General features: G+C 64.9%; 17 protein-coding genes. 9 read left to right on the forward strand and 8 right to left on the reverse strand.

Features of this window, described 5'->3' with window-relative positions; translation table 11 throughout:
- From ACK5L9_RS01455 to ACK5L9_RS01465, 3 genes are all read left to right on the forward strand, one after another.
- The coding region (locus ACK5L9_RS01455) for an ABC transporter permease subunit (RefSeq protein WP_416909669.1) at nucleotides 1–394 on the forward strand (394 nt) is incomplete at its 5' end.
- Complete coding sequence (locus ACK5L9_RS01460) at nucleotides 394–1,359, forward strand: ABC transporter permease (RefSeq protein WP_416909684.1); 966 nt, start codon at nucleotides 394–396, stop codon at nucleotides 1,357–1,359. The genes ACK5L9_RS01455 and ACK5L9_RS01460, both read left to right, overlap by 1 nt.
- The gene (locus ACK5L9_RS01465; protein WP_416909670.1) at nucleotides 1,343–2,143 is read left to right on the forward strand and encodes a purine-nucleoside phosphorylase; all 801 of its coding nucleotides are present in this window, start codon (nucleotides 1,343–1,345) and stop codon (nucleotides 2,141–2,143) included. The genes ACK5L9_RS01460 and ACK5L9_RS01465 overlap by 17 nt, the downstream gene beginning before the upstream one ends.
- A 68-nt stretch (nucleotides 2,144–2,211) precedes the next feature.
- On the opposite strand, the gene ACK5L9_RS01470 is transcribed toward ACK5L9_RS01465, so the two are convergent.
- Nucleotides 2,212–3,405: an MFS transporter gene (locus ACK5L9_RS01470; RefSeq protein ID WP_416909671.1), complete on the reverse strand. Its 1,194-nt coding sequence runs from the start codon at nucleotides 3,403–3,405 to the stop codon at nucleotides 2,212–2,214.
- A 12-nt stretch (nucleotides 3,406–3,417) separates the two neighbouring features.
- A complete protein-coding gene (locus tag ACK5L9_RS01475) occupies nucleotides 3,418–4,425 on the reverse strand; it encodes a 2-hydroxyacid dehydrogenase (RefSeq protein ID WP_416909672.1) in 1,008 nt (335 codons plus the stop codon).
- A gap of 219 nt (nucleotides 4,426–4,644) precedes the next feature.
- On the opposite strand from ACK5L9_RS01475, the gene ACK5L9_RS01480 reads away from it, so the two are divergent.
- Nucleotides 4,645–5,244, forward strand: coding sequence for an SH3 domain-containing protein (locus ACK5L9_RS01480; RefSeq protein WP_416909673.1), 600 nt, complete (start codon nucleotides 4,645–4,647; stop codon nucleotides 5,242–5,244).
- 78 nt (nucleotides 5,245–5,322) lie between these two features.
- Here the strand turns inward: ACK5L9_RS01480 and ACK5L9_RS01485 are convergent, their stop codons facing one another.
- Complete coding sequence (locus ACK5L9_RS01485; protein WP_416909674.1) at nucleotides 5,323–5,901, reverse strand: GyrI-like domain-containing protein; 579 nt, start codon at nucleotides 5,899–5,901, stop codon at nucleotides 5,323–5,325.
- Nucleotides 5,902–6,290: 389 nt separating this feature from the next.
- The gene (locus ACK5L9_RS01490) at nucleotides 6,291–8,315 is read right to left on the reverse strand and encodes a M3 family metallopeptidase (RefSeq protein WP_416909675.1); all 2,025 of its coding nucleotides are present in this window, start codon (nucleotides 8,313–8,315) and stop codon (nucleotides 6,291–6,293) included.
- Between the two features lie 237 nt (nucleotides 8,316–8,552).
- Here ACK5L9_RS01490 and ACK5L9_RS01495 point away from each other — a divergent pair, with 237 nt between their 5' ends.
- Nucleotides 8,553–9,476 carry a pseudouridine-5'-phosphate glycosidase gene (locus ACK5L9_RS01495; RefSeq protein ID WP_416909676.1) on the forward strand — a complete coding sequence of 308 codons (924 nt, stop codon included), beginning with the start codon at nucleotides 8,553–8,555 and terminating at the stop codon, nucleotides 9,474–9,476.
- A 30-nt stretch (nucleotides 9,477–9,506) separates the two neighbouring features.
- Nucleotides 9,507–10,190 (forward strand): DUF502 domain-containing protein, encoded by a 684-nt coding sequence (locus tag ACK5L9_RS01500; RefSeq protein WP_416909677.1) that lies wholly within the window; start codon nucleotides 9,507–9,509, stop codon nucleotides 10,188–10,190.
- Here the strand turns inward: ACK5L9_RS01500 and ACK5L9_RS01505 are convergent.
- On the reverse strand, nucleotides 10,136–11,203 hold the full coding sequence (locus tag ACK5L9_RS01505) for a patatin-like phospholipase family protein (protein ID WP_416909678.1): 1,068 nt from the start codon (nucleotides 11,201–11,203) through the stop codon (nucleotides 10,136–10,138). The genes ACK5L9_RS01500 and ACK5L9_RS01505 overlap by 55 nt on opposite strands.
- 397 nt (nucleotides 11,204–11,600) lie before the next feature.
- Nucleotides 11,601–12,347 carry an IclR family transcriptional regulator gene (locus ACK5L9_RS01510; RefSeq protein ID WP_416909679.1) on the reverse strand — a complete coding sequence of 249 codons (747 nt, stop codon included), beginning with the start codon at nucleotides 12,345–12,347 and terminating at the stop codon, nucleotides 11,601–11,603.
- 138 nt (nucleotides 12,348–12,485) lie between these two features.
- On the opposite strand from ACK5L9_RS01510, the gene ACK5L9_RS01515 reads away from it, so the two are divergent.
- Nucleotides 12,486–14,036, forward strand: a complete 1,551-nt coding sequence (locus ACK5L9_RS01515; protein WP_416909680.1) for a 4-hydroxyphenylacetate 3-hydroxylase N-terminal domain-containing protein — start codon at nucleotides 12,486–12,488, stop codon at nucleotides 14,034–14,036.
- 73 nt (nucleotides 14,037–14,109) lie between these two features.
- Nucleotides 14,110–14,601, forward strand: coding sequence for a flavin reductase family protein (locus tag ACK5L9_RS01520; protein ID WP_416909681.1), 492 nt, complete (start codon nucleotides 14,110–14,112; stop codon nucleotides 14,599–14,601).
- A 149-nt stretch (nucleotides 14,602–14,750) separates the two neighbouring features.
- On the opposite strand, the gene ade is transcribed toward ACK5L9_RS01520, so the two are convergent.
- On the reverse strand, nucleotides 14,751–16,451 hold the full coding sequence (ade, locus tag ACK5L9_RS01525; RefSeq protein ID WP_416909685.1) for an adenine deaminase: 1,701 nt from the start codon (nucleotides 16,449–16,451) through the stop codon (nucleotides 14,751–14,753).
- A 146-nt stretch (nucleotides 16,452–16,597) separates the two neighbouring features.
- Here ade and ACK5L9_RS01530 point away from each other — a divergent pair, with 146 nt between their 5' ends.
- On the forward strand, nucleotides 16,598–17,536 hold the full coding sequence (locus ACK5L9_RS01530) for a nucleoside hydrolase (protein WP_416909682.1): 939 nt from the start codon (nucleotides 16,598–16,600) through the stop codon (nucleotides 17,534–17,536).
- Between the two features lie 7 nt (nucleotides 17,537–17,543).
- On the opposite strand, the gene ACK5L9_RS01535 is transcribed toward ACK5L9_RS01530, so the two are convergent.
- Nucleotides 17,544–18,482: DUF1501 domain-containing protein (locus tag ACK5L9_RS01535; RefSeq protein WP_416909683.1), on the reverse strand; the 939-nt coding region annotated here is incomplete at its 5' end.

Consider the following 18,482-nt stretch of genomic DNA (forward strand, 5'->3'; position numbering starts at 1 on the left):
CGAGCCGGCGGCGGTCTATGCCGGCATCTCGCCGCTGCGGATCCCGGTGAGCGCGATGCTGATTGCAGGCGGGCTGGCCGGGCTGATGGCCCTCAACCACGTCCTGGGCGAGGCCGTGCGGCTGGTCCTGAACGCGGTCGAGGGCGCAGGCTTTATCGGCATCGCCGTCGCGCTGATGGGCCGCAACCACCCGTTCGGCGTGTTCCTGGCCGCGCTGCTGTTCGGGTTCCTCTATCAGGGCGGGGGCGAGCTGGCGCTGTGGACATCCATCCCGCGCGAGCTGATCGTGGTCATTCAGGCGCTGGTGATCCTGTTCACCGGCGCGCTGGACAACATGGTGCGGATGCCGCTGGAACGGCTGTTCCTGGCGATGCGCAGACGGGGGCGTGCGTGATGGATTTCGCGACGATCATCCAGATCCTCGACAGCGCGGTGCGGCTGATGACGCCCCTGCTGCTGGCCTGTCTGGCGGGGCTTTATTCCGAACGCGCGGGGGTCTTTGACATCGGGCTTGAGGGCAAGATGCTGATGGCAGCCTTTACCGCCGCCTCGGTCGCCTATGTCAGCGGCAGCCCGTGGCTGGGGCTGCTGGCGGGCATCGCCGGGTCGATGGCGCTGTCGCTGATCCATGGCGCAGCCTCGATCACCTTTCGCGGCAACCAGTTGATTTCCGGCGTGGCGATCAACTTTCTGGCTTCGGGGCTGACTGTGCTGCTGGGGCAGAAGATTTTCGGCCTCGGCGGGCGGACCCCGGCGCTGACCGGGGGCGGACGCTTTGGCGAAATCACCCTGCCCTTTGCCGAAACCCTGCGCGGCGTGCCCTTTGTCGGCCCGGTCTATGCCGACCTGATTTCCGGGCACACCGCGCTGGTCTATCTGGCCTTCGCCTGCGTGCCGCTGACATGGTGGGTGCTGTTCCGCACCCGGTTCGGGCTGCGCCTGCGCGCCGTGGGCGAGAACCCGGCCTCGGTCGATACGGCGGGGGTGTCGGTCACGCGGCTGCGCTTTGCCGCCATCGCCATCTGCGGCGTGCTGTGCGGCATTGCCGGGGCCTATCTGGCGACCGGCCTGTCGGCGGGTTTCGTCAAGGAAATGACCGCCGGGCGCGGCTTTATCGCCCTGGCCGCGCTGATCTTTGCGAAATGGAAACCATGGAACGCGCTGTTCGCGACCTTCCTGTTCGGCCTGCTGGAGGCGATCGCCAACCGTTATCCCAATCTGGATATCGGCCCGATCACCATTCCGTCGATGTTCATGAACGCGCTGCCCTATATTCTGACCGTGATCATTCTGGCCGGTTTCGTCGGCCGCGCCATCCCGCCACGTGCGGGCGGAGAACCCTATGTCAAAGAGCGCTGAACTTGCCGCCCTCATCCGCAGCCGCGCGGGCGATCAACCGCCAGAGTTCGGCCTGATCCTGGGATCGGGCCTTGGCCATCTGTCCGCACAGGTCACGGGCGTTGCGATTCCCTATGATGACTTGCCCGGATTTCCCCATGCGGGCGTGTCGGGCCATGTTCCGCAACTTGTGATCGGACAGCTTGAGGGGCGGCGGGTCGCGGTCTTTGGTGGCAGGTCGCATTACTATGAATCGGGACGCGCGGATGCCATGCGCCTTCCGCTTGAGGTGCTGGCAGCCCTTGGGTGTCAGCGGCTGATCCTGACCAACGCGGCGGGGTCGCTGCGCGCCGATATTCCGCCGGGCGGGCTGATGCTGCTGAACGACCACATCGCCTTTGCCGGGACGAATCCGCTGATCGGCGAACGGACCGATGCGCGCTTTGTGCCTCTGACCGATGCGCATGACGCACGGATGCGCGCCGGGCTGGCCTCGGCGGCGCGGGCCGAAGGGATCGAGATGCCCGAGGGCGTCTATTGCTGGTTCTCGGGGCCCAGCTTTGAAACCCCCGCCGAAATCCGCGCCGCCCGTATTCTGGGGGCCGACGCCGTGGGCATGTCCACCGTGCCGGAAATCATCCTCGCGCGGTTTCTGGGCCTGCGCTGCGCCGCGATTTCCGTCATTACGAATATGGGTGCGGGTATGTCGGACGAGGCGATCAGCCACGACCACACCAAGGCCATGGCCCCCCTTGGCGCAACCAAGCTGGAGCGCGTGATGCGCCGGTTCCTGCGGGGCGGCTGATATGAATCGCCGCCGCCCGGACAAGGGGCACCCTATCCGGCGGGCGGCAAAATCGCGGCAAAGGGGGGTCAGTCGGGACGCGGCATTTCCGCCTCGAAATCGGCTGAACGGATCAGCGGCGACAGCAGCAGCGGCACCATCAGCAACACGGCCAGCCCCAGATAAATCAGCGAAAAGCTGGTCTTTTCCGCCAGAAAGCCGATGCTTCCGGGGGCCAGCAGAATCCCGGAATAGCCCATCATCGTCACCACCGACAGCCCGACCCCCTGCGCGATTCCCGGCAGGTTTCCGGCCGCCGAAAAGGCGATGGGCACCAGATTGGCGATGCCAAGGCCCGCAAGCCCAAAGCCGATGATCGCCATCGGCGCGTTCGAGGCCGCCCCCGCCACGCCCATCCCGGTAATCGCGATCACCACGCTGACGCGCAGGGTCCGTTCGGCGCCGAAACGCTGGCGAATGACGTCACCCGCAAAGCGCATCGCAGCCATGGTCGCAGCGCAGGCCGCAAAGCCCCAGCCCGCCAGCGACAGCGACGCGCCCATTTCCTTTTGCAGATAAACCGCCGCCCAGTCCAGAATCGCGCCTTCGGGCACCATCGCGCACAGCGCCATCAACCCGATCAGATAGGGCAGCGGCGAACGCGGCAGGCCGCGCCGATGCGTGACATGATCGGTGAGCTTGGGCCGGTCCTGAAGGATTTGCGGCAGCAGCACCGCCAGCGAGGCCGCAAACAGCGCGGTCAGCAGCAGCGCATGCCCGATCTCGCCCAGCCAGGTGATCACGATCCCGCCCGCACCCGAGCCGATCAGGGCACCCAGGCTCCAGAAGCCATGGCAGGATGACATGATGGCGCGGCGGCGGACACGTTCGACCGCAACGGCATTGGCGTTCATCGCGACATCCATGCCGCCCACCATGCCGCCGAACAGAAACACCGAAACCGCGACCAGCGGCAAATTCGGAGCCAGCGACATCAGCAGCAGACCCGGCGTCAGCAGGATCGCAGCCAGCCGCACGGCATGGGCCGACCCGCGCCGCGCCGTCAGCGCGCCAAAGACCGGCATGATCGAGATCGAGCCAAGCCCCAGCAGCAGCACGATCAGCCCGGTCACGGCCTCGGAAATTTCAAGCCGGTGCATCAGCACCGGGATCTTGGGCGCCCAACTGCCCACGAAGATACCATTCACAAAGAACAGACCCGAAACCGCCATGCGCATAGCGCTGCGGCCTCCGGACGAAGGAATGGCGGAAGCAAGTGTCATTTGGTTGGTCCGTTACAGCATTGAAGGCACGACCAGGTCAGGTGGCCGGTGCCCATCGGCGAAGGTCTTGATATTGATGATGACTTTTTCGCCCATCTCGTTCCTGCCCTCGACCGTGGCACTGCCCATATGCGGCAGCAGGACGACATTGGGCAATTCGCGCAGACGAGGGTTGATTTCGTGCCCGTGCTCGAACACGTCAAGACCCGCGCCCGCGATCTCGCCCGCGCGCAGCATCCGGGTCAGCGCGTTTTCGTCGATCACCTCGCCACGCGAGGTATTGACCACCACCGCTGTCGGCTTCAGCAACTTCAGCCGCCGCGCGTTCAGCAGGTGAAAGGTCGAGGGCGTGTGCGGGGCGTTCACGCTGATGATGTCCATCCGGGCCAGCATCTGATCCAGACTTTCCCAGTAATTCGCCTGCAACTCGTCCTCAATCTCGGGGCGCAGCCGCTTGCGGTTGTGGTAATGCACCTGCATGCCAAAGACATTGGCCCTCCGCGCCACCGCCTGACCGATCCGGCCCATGCCCAGAATGCCCAGCCTGCGGCCACCGACGCGACCGCCCAGATGCGCGGTCGGGGCCCACCCGCCCCAGCGCCCGGCCTGCATCTCGGCCAGCCCCTCGGGGATGCGACGGGTCACGGCCAGAATCAGCGCCATGGTCATGTCGGCGGTATCCTCGGTCACGACGCCCGGCGTGTTTGACACCAAAACCCCGCGCTGACGGGCCGACTGCACGTCCAGATGATCGACCCCCGCCCCGAAATTGGCGATCAGCTTCAGCCGCTCACCCGCCTGCGCCAACATGTTCGCATCAATCTGGTCGGTCACGGTCGGAACCAGAATATCGCTGTTCTTCATGGCCTCGACCAGTTCGTCCCGCGTCATCTTCCGGTCATCCTCGCGCAGGATGACGTCGAAAAGCTCCTTCATGCGGGTCTCGACCGGCGCGGGCAGGCGACGGGTCACTGTCACCCGCAGTTTCGGGCGTGGCGAATTCGGGCTGGCGGCGGGCATGATAACCTCACTTTCTCGAAGTCGTGTCGGCGGCACACTTCCAATGCCGGTTTGCTTTTGGCAAACTGCCTGCGTTGCGGGGCAGGCACAAGACCCCGAAACGGTCCGAACCCCTCGGGAAGGCCATTGTCGTGATGTAATCGTGGCAACCGCGGGCGGATAATGTAGGCGGTAACAGGCATCCGGGGAACCGGACGGGCAGGCAGGAACGGAATACGGATGGCGGGACGGACGGGTTTCGGATGGGGTGCGGCGGCCGGAGTGGCGCTGATTGCAGTGATCATCGCAGGCATCGGTACGGGCCGGACACAAGAGGCACCGACAGCGGCCCGGCCAGCGCCGCTGGTGCTTGCGCAGAATACGCCCGCCTCGGATGGTGCGGCGGGCGGTCAGCGCGGCTCGGTGACGAACCTGCCGCTGCCCCGCTATGTCAGCCTCAAGGGCAACGAAGGCAATGCCCGGCGCGGCCCCAGCCTGTCGCACCGGATCGACTGGGTCTTTCGTCATGCCGGAATGCCGCTGCGGGTGGTGGCCGAATTTGGCCATTGGCGGCGGGTCGAGGACCGCGACGGCGCGGGGGGGTGGGTGCATTACGCGCTGCTGTCGGGGGTACGCACGGCGCTGGTTACGCAGGACATGGCAGAGCTGCGGACGCGGCCTGACCCGCAGGCCGATGTGGTGGCGCGGGCCGAAGCGGGGGCCATCGTCCGGCTTGGCGAATGCAAACCCGACTGGTGCCGGGTGACAGGCGGCGGAGAACGTGGCTGGCTTCTCAAATCGGCGATCTGGGGCGTGGACCGCGACGAAACCCGCGACTGATCGCGGCACCCCTGACACGCGCCCCACCCTGACCCCGCCCGCGCCCCGAATCCGGGCTGAACATGCCGTGCCCTGTCTTCAAAGGGGTTTTACGGGCTGGCGCAGCACGGTTTTCAGCCGATCCGGCGCAACCCGTCGCGGATCGCCGATATAGATTTCGTGATGGGGTCCGTTGAAGGTAAGCCCGCGCATTGGCATGATCTGTTCGTGCAGTCGCGCCAGCGTCGGGCCTTCAGTGTCGTAACTGCCAATATGCATGGTTTGCAGGCATCGTCCCTCGTGCATGGATGCAAGGCGAAAGCTGTCGGGTACGGCACCCAGCTTTGGCATCGTCTTTTCCCTTGCGGCGACGAACATCTCTTCCGTGACGAAATCAGGCACCATGATCATCATGGTCCAGTACCATGCATCCTTGTTCCGCCGTACAAAATCCGCCGGATCGTCGGCCCACCACAGCCCTTCCAGCGGAGGGACGACATAGTCGCGGCCAAGCGTGTTCTTTGCTGCAAATTTCATGGCATAGCTGACAGAATAAAGCCATTCCAAACCCGCGCGATAGGCCGCTGCCGTGTTCGGATCGCCTGCTCCATCCACCATGATAAAACGCATCTCGGGCAGTTCTATTTCTACAAACTCTCCGACAGGAGGCCGAAACATCGGCTTCAAAATCTTTTTGAAATCGAGCTTTTCTGGCATGAAGAACCCTCCCGAAACCGCAATTTGCAACAAAGTATAGCTGGCGAAAGGCCATCTGATGACCAGGTTGGCGCAGCATCGGCGTAAAAGCGGAAACTTGTACGGACGGCCCCGGTGAACGAGCGTTCCTTAAGGCCCGAGGCGCGGATACAGCCGCCGTTGGGACGACGGCTGGACAGCAGACCCGGCCCGGAATCAACGGGCATCGCACCGCCACCACAAGGTCCATTTGACAGCGGCCCCGCGCCCATCCACAACCGACCGCGCGCCGCGTCAGCGGCGCGCCCCCGGCCTGTCTGGCAAGACGCCGACCGCAAGGTCGGCACCCCCCTTGCCCGCAAGCCACCCGGTCAGACCAGCCCGCGCCCCTTCAGCAGCGCATCCACCCCCGGCATCCGCTGGCGGAAGGCGATCCACAGCTTGTCTGCCGGGGCGGAACCACCGCGCGACAGGATCGTTTCTTCCAACCGTCGCGCGACGCCCCGGTCAAAAATGTCGCCCGTTTCCTCAAAGGCCGCGAAAGCATCGGCATCCATCACCTCTGACCACATATAGCTGTAATAGCCGCTGGCATAGCTGTCCCCGGCAAAGACATGGCTGAAATGAGGGGTAGCATGGCGCATCGGGATGGCGCGGGGGGCGTCCAGCCCGGCCAGAACCTCGGCCTGCCGCGCCATCGCGTCGGCATGCGGCACGCCACGGTGAAAGGCCAGATCGACCAGCGCGCTTTCCAGATATTCGGTGGTCGAAAACCCCGCATCCGCCTTGCCCGCCGCGATCACCCGGTCACGCAGATCGGCGGGCATGGGCCTGTCCGTCTCGAAATGCCGCGCATGGGCATCCAGAACCTCGGGCTGTTCCAGCCAGTGTTCATACAACTGGCTGGGCAGTTCCACGAAATCCTGCGCGACCGAGGTTCCCGCGATCGAGGGCCAGCTTACATCAGACAGGATGTGATGGGTCGCATGGCCAAATTCGTGAAACAGCGTATGCGCATCGTCCCATGACAGAAAAGCGGGCGCGCCCGGTTCTTCGGGCGGGGTGAAGTTACAGACATTCACCACGATGGGCCGCTGCCCCGCGCCAATGCCGTGCTGATATTGCAGGGCGGAACACCACGCCCCCGACCGTTTCGAGGGCCGCGCAAAGTAATCGCCCAGAAACACCGCCATCAGCCGCCCGCCGCGCGTCACCCGCCATGCCCGTATATCGGGCGACCACAGCGAAGCCTCGACCGGCTGAAATTCCAACCCGAACAGACGGTTGGCCACGTCGAACACCGCCCCCAGCATCGCATCCAGCGTCAGATAGGGCTTGACCGCTGCCGGATCGACATCATGGACCTGCCGCCGCAGCCGTTCCGCGTAAAGCCGCCAGTCCCATGGTTCCAGCGCGCCATTGACACCGTCCTCGCGCGCCATCGCGGTCAGCTTTGCCTCATCCGCCGCCGCGCGCCGCGTGGCCGGACCCCAGACCTGCATCAGCAGATCCTCGACCCGGTCCGCCGTGCCCGCCATTTCCGGTTCCAGCTTGAAGGCGGCGAAATCGTCGTAACCCAGCAATTGCGCGCGTTCATGGCGCAGCGCCAGAATTTCGGCGATCAAGGGCAGGTTGTCGGTGGCCGAGCCTCCCGCGCCCTCGCCCGATCCGCGCGCCGCCCAGGCCCGGAACGCCACCTCGCGCAACGCGCGGTCGCCGGCATGTTCCAGAAACGGCACGATCAGCGACCGGCTCAGCGTTACGACCTGCCCGGTCAGCCCCCGCTCTTTCGCCGCCGCCCGCATCGCGCGGATCAGCCAATCGGGCAGACCGTCCAGCCGGTCATCCGGCACGGGCAGGACGTAATCTCGTTCATCGGCCAGCACGTTCTGGGCGAAATCGGTGGTCAGCACCGCCATGCGGCTGCGAATCGCGGCCATCCGGTCGCGCGCCGCGCCCGTCAGCCCGGCACCGGCGCGCGTCAGATCGCGCAGCGCAAGTTCGGTGATCCTCGCATCCTCGGGCGGCAGATCCGCAGCCCCCGCCGCGACCGTCTTGACCCGCGCGTAAAGCCGGGGATCCATGCTGGTCTTGCTGCCATATTCCGCCAGCCGTGGCGCGAAATCGCGTTGCAGCGTCTGCCGCATGTCGTTCGAATCGACGGCGGCCAGCGTATAGAAAATGGCCAGAACCCGGTTCAGCCCCTCATCCACGGTCTCAAGCGCGGCCAGGGTGTTGGCAAAGCTTGCCGGTTCAGGGTTTCCGGCAATCGCCTCGAACGCGGCTTCGGCCCTGGCCAGTTCTTGCCCGAAGGCGGGGGCGAAATCCTCGTCACGGATCAGATCGAAACGTGGCAGCCCCTCGGGGCCGGTCCAGCGGGTCAGTTCGGGATTCATGCGGCTCTCCTGTTGCTCATCTCAACCTAAGCAGGATTTTCAAAAAGTGGAGACCGGTTTTCAGACAAAATCCTGAAAACCGGCTAAACCCGCGCAGAAATTCGCGCGTCATCAGGCGGAGCATCCGCCTTTCCGCCCGCATGACGCCTGCCCCCTGACGGTGGCGCGAGACCGGTCTGATCGGTTAAAGACAGTCAGGATTGCAACGCGATAACCGGCCCAGACAGGAGCCCGACGATGTCCCAAGCCCCTCTTACCCATTCCCCCGATGTTGCCGAGGCTCTGGCCGCAGGCAGTCCGGTCGTTGCGCTGGAATCGACCATTATCACCCATGGCATGCCCTGGCCGCAGAATCTGGACATGGCGCGGCAGGTCGAGGCGGTCATCCGCGCGGGAGGAGCGACGCCCGCCACCATTGCCGTCATGGGGGGCAGGATCCATGTCGGGCTGGACGACCCGGCGCTTGAGGCGCTGGCGCGGACCCCGCCGGGGCAAGCGATGAAGCTGAGCCGGGCCGATCTGGCCGTCTGTCTGGCGAATGGCCGCACCGGCGCGACCACGGTGGCCGCGACGATGATCTGCGCGCATCTGGCCGGCATCCGCGTCTTTGCGACGGGGGGTATCGGTGGCGTGCATCGCGGGGCCGGGGACAGCTTTGACATTTCGGCCGATCTGCACGAACTGGCGCGGACCCCGGTGACGGTTGTAGCGGCGGGGGCCAAGGCGATTCTCGATCTGCCAAAGACATGGGAGGTGCTGGAGACTCTGGGCGTTCCGGTCATCGCTTATGGGCAGGACGAACTGCCCGCCTTCTGGTCGCGCGGCAGTGGCATTCCCGCGCCGCTGCGTATGGACAGCGCGGCAGAGATCGCCTCTGCCGCCGGTATGCGGGCGCGGCTGGGGATGACCGGCGGGCAACTGGTTGCCAATCCTATCCCTGCCGCAGACGAAATTCCGCAGGCCCGGATTGGCCCGGTGATCGCGCAGGCGCTGGCCGAGGCCGACGCGAAGGGCGTCGTCGCAAAGGCGGTGACGCCTTTCCTGCTGCAACGCATTTTCGAACTGACCGACGGCCATTCGCTGCAATCGAATATCGCCCTTGTCCTGAACAATGCGCGGCTGGCAGCCGAGATTGCGGTCGAGATGGCGAAAGCGGCTTGACCTGAGGGATCACGCTGGTCCTATCGGGCCATGCGTGACCCCAACCCTCTGACGCCGCGCCGTCCCGGCCTGCTGGCAATGCTGCGCTCGAATTTTCTGGCGGGACTTGTGGTGATCGCGCCCATTGGCATCACGGTCTGGTTGATCTGGACGCTGACCGGCTGGATGGACAGTTGGGTTCTGCCGCTGATCCCGGCCCGCTGGCGGCCCGAGCATTACATCGGCATCGATCTGCGCGGCCTTGGCGTGCTGGTCTTTCTGCTGTTCACGGTGCTGATCGGCTGGCTGGCCAAGGGCTGGACGGGGCGATCGCTGCTGCGCTTGGGCGAAAGGATCGTGGCGCGCATGCCGATCATCCGTTCGGTCTATAGCGCACTGAAGCAGATCGCCGAGACGATCCTGTCGCAAAGCGAGGCCCGGTTCGACCGCGCCTGCCTGATCGAATATCCGCGCAGGGGTCTGTGGGCCATCGGCTTTGTCGCCGGCCCCGCCAAGGGCGAGTTGCTGGATCATGTCAGCGGCGATCTTCTGGCCGTCTTTGTGCCGACCACGCCCAACCCGACCTCGGGCTTTCTGATCTATGTCCCCCGCGACGAGCTTACCCTGCTTGAGATGAGCGTCGAGGACGCCGCCAAGCTGGTCGTCTCGGCGGGGCTGGTCTATCCGACGATGCCGGAATCGCCAAGCAGTTCGGGCAGCGCCACGGAATCCTGAACGTTCAGCGTATCGGCGTGATCGTCAAGGAACCGGTCCGCCGCCTTCCGGCCCGCGTCCCTCATCCGTTCCAGCAGGCCGCAGGCGGGCATCATCTTGGACCGCGCCGACAGGTCGTTCATCAGCGCGTCGTCCAGGATCATGTGGATCAGCGGATCCTTCATCGCACGGTCGCTGAGCCGCCCCTCGGCATGCAGCTTTTTCACGAAATTGATGGCCCGCAATTCCGACATCAGCGAGCTGTTGAAGCTGACCTCATTCACCCGGTCGGCAATATCCGCCGGGCTTTTGGGCAGCGTGTCGCGCAGCAGCGGGTTGATGTTCACGATCACGATGTCGCGCGGAAGATCGCGCCGGTACAGCGGAAACAGCGCCGGATTGCCGGTATATCCGCCGTCCCAATAGGCATCCAGCGAGCCGGTTTCGGGGTTCGGAATCTCGACCGCGCGGAACAGCGTCGGCAGGCAGGCCGAAGCCATCACCGCGTCTCTTGTCGCCTCAAGCCCGGTAAAGACCCGAATCCGCCCGCTGCGCACATTGGTTGCCGCGACGAACAGGTCGGGACCGCGCGTATTGGTGAAATCGGGACATGGCATCTCGCGCAGCAGCGGCCCCAGCGGGTTCACGTAAAGCGGACCGTAATCATAGGGGCTGAACAACCGCGTCATCCCCTCAAGCCATGCGGCGGGGGAAAACAGCTCGGTCCAGCGCTGCAAGCCGCGTGGCATGGGCATCATCGAACACATCCAGTGGATCAGGCGGTTATCGCTCATCCCGCCGACCTCGCCCCACAGATAATCCAGATTGTCGCGCGCAGCCTGCCGCCCCGGCCGGCCCTTGTGGCGCGCCAGCCCGGCCTTCAGCGCCGCCCCGTTCAGCGCCCCCGCCGAAGTGCCGCTGATAGCCGCAATCTCCAGCCATGGCTCTTGCAGCAGCCGGTCCAGAACGCCCCAGGCAAAGGCCCCATGCGCTCCGCCGCCCTGCAATGCCAGATTGATCGTTTTCTGTTCCATTCACGCACCGCCCTTCTTTGCACTTGCAGCATAGTATCGATGCGGCAGTGCAGCGCAAGGGCCGGGGACACGTCAGGAACGGGACGTCACCCCTGCCCGGACGGGGCTGGATTCGCATGTCCCTATGCCGCTGGCCCGCTCTGCACAGAGGTTCAGGTATAATGGCACCGCAGCAGATTTGCGTCCCGCGATGGCCGGGGAGGTTGCACCCCCCGGACCCCCTGCTTTTCGCGCAACGGCGGGTGGTGGAGCTGTTTTCGTACCCGACCTCGCTGTCCGCAGCCAGCCTGCGCGCGAAGCGCGCGCCCGGCCGGGCGGCAGCGGGCGGGTCGGGCTTTGCCCGGCCCGCACCCCCTTCCCGCCCGTTCACTGTCGGCCCCTTCACTGTCGGCCGGGGTCAGGCACGCGCTTCGTCATACCCCAGACGGCGCGAGATTCTGATGGCGGCATCATAAGTGATGGTGCGGAAGGCGCGGGGCTGGCGTTCGTGGCGGCTGCGGGGGACCGACATGGACAGCACCGCCTGAGGCACATGCGCGTGGTCCTGCACCAGCGCAGCGGCGCAGATCACGTCCGGCTCGGTCGTCAGCGGCCCCAGGGAAAAGCCCTCCTTGGCCAGCATTGCCAGATCGCTGCGGAATCGCGACCGCGAGGCAATGGGACCGCCCGGCCGCGCATGTTCATCCAGCCAGGCCTCAAGCCGCACATGGGACAAGCCCGACAGGTGCAACAGCCCCGGCGGGCAATCATGCAGCGGCAGCCACGGCCCGATCACCTCGCGCGAGACGCGCAGCGGGCGGCTGCCCTCGACCGCCGTGACGACCAGCAGCCGGCCCTGATCATGCATGGTCAGGTGCAGCGTCTCGCCGTGATCGGCGGCAAGCTGGTCCATGACCGGGCGCGCAGCCTCGACCAGCGCCGATGAATCCTCAAGCGCGCGGTACAGCGTCGCGACCAGCGGTCCCAACCGATAGCGCCCGCGCGCAACCTTGCGCAGCAGCCCGATCTGTTCCAGCCCGCTGACCAGATCATGCGTCCCGCTGATCGAGTTGTCGATCAGCCGCGCCAGCTCGGTCGTGGTATGTTCCGGTCGCATTGCGGTAAAGTTCCGTAAAACTGCGCCAATTTTCCGGATTGTCTTCATTTTTTCCCCCTGCGATCATTTTTTTGGCAACCATATCCGGTAATGGCGGAAAATTGCGCGGTATCGCGCGATACCTTCCGGTCTTTGACCCCCTCACCCATTCTGGGACGGCAAGATGTCTCGGATGGAGGATCAGACATGAAGGACCAGACCACCACAAAGCTGGCGCCCTATACCGGTGCCGAGTATCTGGAAAGCATTCAGGACGACCGCGAAATCTATGTACATGGCGAAAGGGTCAAGGATGTGACCCGGCACCCCGCCTTTCGCAATTCCTCGCGGATGGTGGCGCGCTGGTACGATCTGCTTCATGCGAAGAAGGATGAACTGGGCAGCCCCACGGACACGGGTTCCGGCGGGTGGACGCATCCGTTCTTCAAGGGGCCCAAGACATCGGCAGAGCTGGTCGCAGGGCGCGACGCAGTGGCCGGGTTGCAGCGGGTCGCGGCGGGCTGGATGGGGCGCTCGCCCGATTACAAGGCGGCCTTTCTGGGCACTTTGGGCGCGAATGCGGGCTTTTACGGCGAATATGCGGGCAACGCCAAGACGTGGTATGCACGCACGCAGGAACGGGTGGATTACTGGAACCATGCCATCGTCAACCCGCCCATCGACCGCCACCTGCCCATCGAGGACACCGGCAATGTCTTCATGCAGGTCGAAAAGGAAACCGATGCCGGGCTGATCGTATCGGGGGCCAAGGTGGTGGCGACCGGATCGGCGCTGACCCACTACAATTTCATCGCCCATTACGGCATTCCCATCAAAGAAAAGAAATTCGCCCTGATCTTTACAGCCCCGATGAACAGTCAGGGGGTCAAGCTGATCAGCCGTTCGTCCTATGAACTGAACGCGGCGGTAATGGGCACGCCCTTCGATTACCCGCTGTCCAGCCGCCTTGACGAAAACGACGCCATTCTCGTCTTTGACAAGGTTCTGGTGCCGTGGGAAAACGTGTTCATCTATGGCGACATCGAAAAGATCAACGCCTTCTTCCCCGCCTCGGGCTTTGTGCCGCGCTTTACGCTGCATGGCTGCACCCGGCTTGCCGTCAAGCTGGATTTCATTGCCGGGCTGTTCTCGATGGCGCTTGAGGCGACCGGCTCGCGCGCGTTCCGCGGCCCGCAGACCGCCGTGGGCGAGGTTCTGGCGTGGCGCAACCTGTTCTGGGGCATGTCGGATGCGATGGTGAAAAGCCCGATCCCCTGGCAGGGCACGGACGGGTTCTGCCTGCCCAACATGAATTACGGGCTGGCCACCCGCATCTTCGCGCCCATGGCCTATACAAGGATCAAGGAGCTGATCGAACGGCATGTCGCCTCGGGGCTGATCTATCTGCCGTCATCCGCGCTGGATTTCGAATCCGAGGCCGTGCGCCCCTATCTGGAACGTTTCGTGCGCGGATCGAACGGAATCGTCGCGCTGGATCGCGTCAAGCTGCTGAAACTGCTGTGGGACGCGATCGGATCGGAATTTGGCGGCCGTCACGAGCTGTACGAAACCAACTATGCCGGCAATTACGAAAATATCCGCATCGAGACGATGCTGACCACCGAAGCCACCGGCGAGATGGAGACACTGCATCAGATGGTGCGCGACTATATGTCCGACTATGACCTTGGCGGCTGGACCGCGCCGGACATGATCAACCCGTGGGACATCAACCGCCTGAAGGCCGGGTTCCAGTGACGGATCGGGGCGGCACCCGCGCCGCCCCGCCACCAGCTTTCGACCACAGATTTCCGGCTCAGGGAGGACTTCAATGTCAGGAATTGATGCGCGCGCGCTGCGCGATGCCTGTGGCAGTTTCGTCACCGGCGTGACCGTCATCACCACCACCACCGACGAGGGCGATCACGGCATGACGGCGAATGCCTTCATGTCGGTGTCGCTGGATCCACCGCTGATCACCATCTCGCTGGACCGTGACAGCCGCATGCGTGAAAAGATCAGGGACTCGGGCCGCTATGCAGTCAACATCCTGTCGCATGACATGGAACATGTCGCGATGCATTTCGCGGGCCGCCACAACCCCGACCTTGCGGAAATCCTTGGCCATCGCAGCGGGCTGCCAGTGGTGCCGGGCGCGGTTGCGGTGTTCATGACTGAGGTAGCGCAGGAAATCGAGGCGGGCGACCACACGCTGTTCATCGGTCATGTCATCGACCTTGAGCGCGACGAGACCGCCATGCCTCTGGTCTTCAGCGGCGGCCGCTTCAGCGCACTGACCACCGGACAGCCACAGCCCGCCTGACATATAGCTGACGAAAGCAGCTTTGTGCAGCATCAGCGTCAAATCAGAAAGTTGAAGCCCGACAACAAGATCGGATGCAGGTCGTCAGGCTCTGATATCGACTTGCCATCCCTGCCCGGCAAAGGGCCGTGCGACAGGCGAGCGGGGCGTCATTCCGTCCCGGCGATGATCTCGAACCTTTCGACATCCACCATGCCGCGATCGGTGATCTTCAGCGCAGGGATGACCGGCAGGGCAAGGAAGGCCAGTTGCAGGAACGGTTCCTCAAGCGCCACACCAAGGCTGGTCGCGGCCTCGCGCAGGCGGGTCAGGCTGTCGCGCACCGCCTCGAAGGGTTCAAGGCTGATCAGTCCGGCGACGGGCAGCGCCAGTTCGGCCAGCACCCTGCGGCCCTCTGCCACGACAAAGCCGCCCCCGATTTCGGACAGGCGGTTCGCGGCCAGCGCCATGTCGGCGTAATCAGCCCCGACCACGGCGATATTGTGGTGGTCGTGGCACACCGTCGAGGCAATGGCCCCGCGCTTGATCCCGAAGCCCTGTACAAAGCCTGTGGCGATATTGCCGTTCTTGCCATGCCGTTCGATCACGGCGATGCGCATCAGGTCGCGGGCCGGATCGGGGCGTTTGTCGCCATCCTGCGGCGGGATGTCGTGGCGCAGATGGCGGGTGATGATCTGGCCTTCGACAATCCCGATCACATCGGTTTCAGCCCGGTTTTCCGCGCAGCGAAAGCTGGCCGCATCGACCTGCGGCGCCCTGACCGATCCGCGCCCGGTGGGCGGCACCGTCTCGCGCGCGGCAAAGGCCGCGTCATCCACGACCCGTCCCGCCGCCAGCACAAGCTGCGCGTGACAGCCCTCCAGCCCGTCCAGCGCCACAATATCGGCCCGCAGCCCCGGCGCGATCAGCCCGCGATCCTTCAGGCCAAAAGCCTCGGCCGCCGACAGGCTGGCGGCGCGATAGGCGGCCAGCGGCGGGGTGCCCATCGCGATCAGCCGCCGGATCATATAGTCGATATGCCCGTGTTCGGCGATGTCCAGCGGGTTCCGGTCATCGGTGCACAGGCACATATAGGGGGCGGTCCGTTCCGTCAGCAGCGGTTGCAGCGCCTCAAGATCCTTGCTGACCGAGCCCTCGCGGATCAGCACCCGCATACCCTTTTGCAGCTTTTCCCGCGCCTCGGCGGCGGTGGTCGCCTCGTGTTCGGTGCGGATACCAGCGGCGACATAGGCGTTCAGGTCGTGCCCCGACAGTTGCGGGCAATGGCCGTCGATATGGCCGCCCGCGAACAGCCGCAGCTTGGCCATCGCCGCAGGATCGCGGTGGATCACGCCGGGATAGTTCATGAACTCGGCCAGCCCGATCCCCGAAGGATGGCCCATCACCCGCGCCAGATCAACTGCCTCGATCCGCGCGCCCGAAGTTTCCATGCCGGTCGAGGGCACACAGCTTGAAAGCTGTACACGCAGATCCATCAGCAGATGTTCCGAGGCGCGCTGAAAATAGGTGATGCCCTCCAGCCCGATGACATTTGCGATTTCGTGCGGGTCACAGATGGCGGTGGTCACACCCCGAGGCGTGACGCAGCGGTCGAATTCGAACGGCGTCACAAGGCTGCTTTCGACATGCAGATGCGTGTCGATAAAACCCGGCACCAGCGTCAGGCCGGTCACGTTGATCACCCGCGCGGCACGGTAATCGCCGATTCCCGCGATCCGTCCGCCGCAAATTGCCACATCGCCCCGGATCATCTGCCCGGTGATCAGGTCAAGAACCTGCCCGCCCCGCAAGACCAGATCGGCGGGTTCGTCCCCACGCGCCTGTGCAATCAACCGTTCCAGATCGTCCATCCCGCGCCCCTTCTTTTCCGCCTTGCGGGTCATCCCATACCACCCCGACCGCTGATGGCCAACGCGATCCGCAAGCAGATGGGACTGGCGCTTTCCTGCGGGACAGAGCACAACGGCAACCGGAACAGGTACGGAAGGCAGAGGACATGGCCCAGAACATCATCATCGACACCGATCCGGGACAGGACGACGCCGTCGCGATCCTGCTGGCGCTGGCCAGCCCGGAAATCGAGGTTCTGGGCATCACCGCCGTCGCGGGAAATGTGCCGCTGGCCCTGACCGAACTGAATGCGCGCAAGATTCTGGAACTGGCGGGCCGCGCCGATATACCGGTCTTTGCGGGCTGCAACGCGCCCCTGACGCGCAAGCTGATCACGGCCGAGCATGTGCATGGCAAGACCGGGCTGGACGGGGTCGATCTGCCCGCGCCCGCAATGCCTCTGCAAGCGCAGCATGCTGTCGATTTCATCATCGACACGCTGCGGACCGAACCCGAGGGCAGCGTCACTCTGGTTCCCATCGGGCCACTGACCAATATTGCCAGCGCCTTTCAGCGCGCCCCCGACATCATCAGCCGGATCAAACAGATCGTGCTGATGGGCGGTGCCTATTTCGAGGTTGGCAATGTCACCCCCGCCGCCGAGTTCAACATCCATGTCGATCCCGAGGCCGCGCGGATCGTATTCGGCGCGGACGTCGATCTGGTGGTGATGCCGCTGGATGCCACGCATGAGGCGCTGACCTCGCGCGACTGGGTCGAGACGCTGCGCGCCCTGCCCAACCGCAGCGGCCCCGCCGTCGCAAGCTGGACGGATTTCTTTGAAAGGTTCGACAAGGAAAAATACGGCAGTCAGGGCGCCCCCCTGCACGATCCCTGCACCATCGCCTGGCTGATAAACCCCGGCCTGTTCACCGGGCGGCGCATCAATGTCGAGATCGAGACGAAGGGCGAATTTACCGCCGGAATGACCGTCGCCGACTGGTGGGGCGTCAGCGACCGGCCCGCCAATGCGCTGTTCCTCCGTCATACCGACCGCGACGCGCTGTTTGCATTGTTGGCGGAACGCATCGCGCGCCTGCCCTGAACAGCGCTTAGCCCAGGATACGCGGGTTGTCCCCCATCGACAGGCCGGGAAAAACAGCGGTTTCCAGCACATCGCGGCCGGTGCCGAACAGATCGTGCAAGGCCCAGGCAGCATAGGCGCGGATGTCGGCCAGCGGCGTCAGGTCGCGACCGGCATACAGATCGGCCTCGGCCAATCCCGGCCAACCGCCCAGAACCTGCCCGCCCCGGATCGCTCCGCCCGCCACCAGCATCGCGCCGCCAGTGCCGTGATCGGTGCCGCCGCTGCCATTCTCGCGCGCGGTGCGGCCAAATTCGGTCATCGCCAGAACCGTCGTCCGGGACCAGTTCCGCCCCAGCCCCTCGCGCAGGGTCAGGATCGCTGCGGCCAGCCGGTCCAGCGCCTTGCCCAGAACCATCGGCTGCCGCGCGTGGCTGTCCCAGCCCGCCAGCGAGAATGTCGCGATCCGCGTCGCCCCGTTCAGCCGTCCCGCCGCGAATTGCGCCAGTTCGCGCGCGCCACGGGTCGGGCCGCGATCCTCTTGCACCCGGCCGATCCGTTCGCCCGCGATCACCATCGCCTCGTCGCCCGCATCGCGAAACAGCGGATCGTCGTGATAGACATGCTGCAACAGCATCTGCGCCTGCGGGCTAAGCCGGATGTCGATCTCGGGGGCCCAGCTTCGAACCTCGGCCGGCCCCGAGACGATGCGCATGTTCTCGGTCCCCACGGCATAGGCGGTCTCGGACCGGGCGCCCGGCATGTGTTGCAGCAGCCGGTTCAGCCAGCCATCGCGTTGCCGGACCAGATCAAGGTCGGTTCCAGTCCCCGCCTCCAGCATGTCCTGCCCGTCGAAATGGCTGCGCTTGTCGCGATAGGGCGTGGATACGGCAGGCGCAAAGCCCATTTCGCCCGCGCGCCAAAGCGGCAACAACGGCGCAAGCGCCGGGTGCAGGGCAAAGAACCC

The organism is Paracoccus sp. (in: a-proteobacteria), assembly GCF_047973135.1.
In the GTDB taxonomy this organism is placed as follows: Bacteria; Pseudomonadota; Alphaproteobacteria; order Rhodobacterales; family Rhodobacteraceae; genus Paracoccus.

Bases quoted from the DNA above. Each gene is read 5' to 3' on its own strand.
- ACK5L9_RS01480 (WP_416909673.1), top strand. From the start codon at position 4,645: ATGGCGGGACGGACGGGTTTCGGATGGGGTGCGGCGGCCGGAGTGGCG.
- ACK5L9_RS01460 (WP_416909684.1), top strand. From the start codon at position 394: ATGGATTTCGCGACGATCATCCAGATCCTCGACAGCGCGGTGCGGCTG.
- ACK5L9_RS01470 (WP_416909671.1), bottom strand. From the start codon at position 3,405: ATGACACTTGCTTCCGCCATTCCTTCGTCCGGAGGCCGCAGCGCTATG.
- ACK5L9_RS01510 (WP_416909679.1), bottom strand. From the start codon at position 12,347: ATGAAGACAATCCGGAAAATTGGCGCAGTTTTACGGAACTTTACCGCA.
- ACK5L9_RS01485 (WP_416909674.1), bottom strand. From the start codon at position 5,901: ATGTTTCGGCCTCCTGTCGGAGAGTTTGTAGAAATAGAACTGCCCGAG.
- ACK5L9_RS01465 (WP_416909670.1), top strand. From the start codon at position 1,343: ATGTCAAAGAGCGCTGAACTTGCCGCCCTCATCCGCAGCCGCGCGGGC.
- ACK5L9_RS01505 (WP_416909678.1), bottom strand. From the start codon at position 11,203: ATGGAACAGAAAACGATCAATCTGGCATTGCAGGGCGGCGGAGCGCAT.
- ACK5L9_RS01530 (WP_416909682.1), top strand. From the start codon at position 16,598: ATGGCCCAGAACATCATCATCGACACCGATCCGGGACAGGACGACGCC.
- ACK5L9_RS01520 (WP_416909681.1), top strand. From the start codon at position 14,110: ATGTCAGGAATTGATGCGCGCGCGCTGCGCGATGCCTGTGGCAGTTTC.
- ACK5L9_RS01490 (WP_416909675.1), bottom strand. From the start codon at position 8,315: ATGAATCCCGAACTGACCCGCTGGACCGGCCCCGAGGGGCTGCCACGT.
- ACK5L9_RS01475 (WP_416909672.1), bottom strand. From the start codon at position 4,425: ATGCCCGCCGCCAGCCCGAATTCGCCACGCCCGAAACTGCGGGTGACA.
- ACK5L9_RS01515 (WP_416909680.1), top strand. From the start codon at position 12,486: ATGAAGGACCAGACCACCACAAAGCTGGCGCCCTATACCGGTGCCGAG.
- ade (WP_416909685.1), bottom strand. From the start codon at position 16,451: ATGGACGATCTGGAACGGTTGATTGCACAGGCGCGTGGGGACGAACCC.
- ACK5L9_RS01495 (WP_416909676.1), top strand. From the start codon at position 8,553: ATGTCCCAAGCCCCTCTTACCCATTCCCCCGATGTTGCCGAGGCTCTG.
- ACK5L9_RS01500 (WP_416909677.1), top strand. From the start codon at position 9,507: ATGCGTGACCCCAACCCTCTGACGCCGCGCCGTCCCGGCCTGCTGGCA.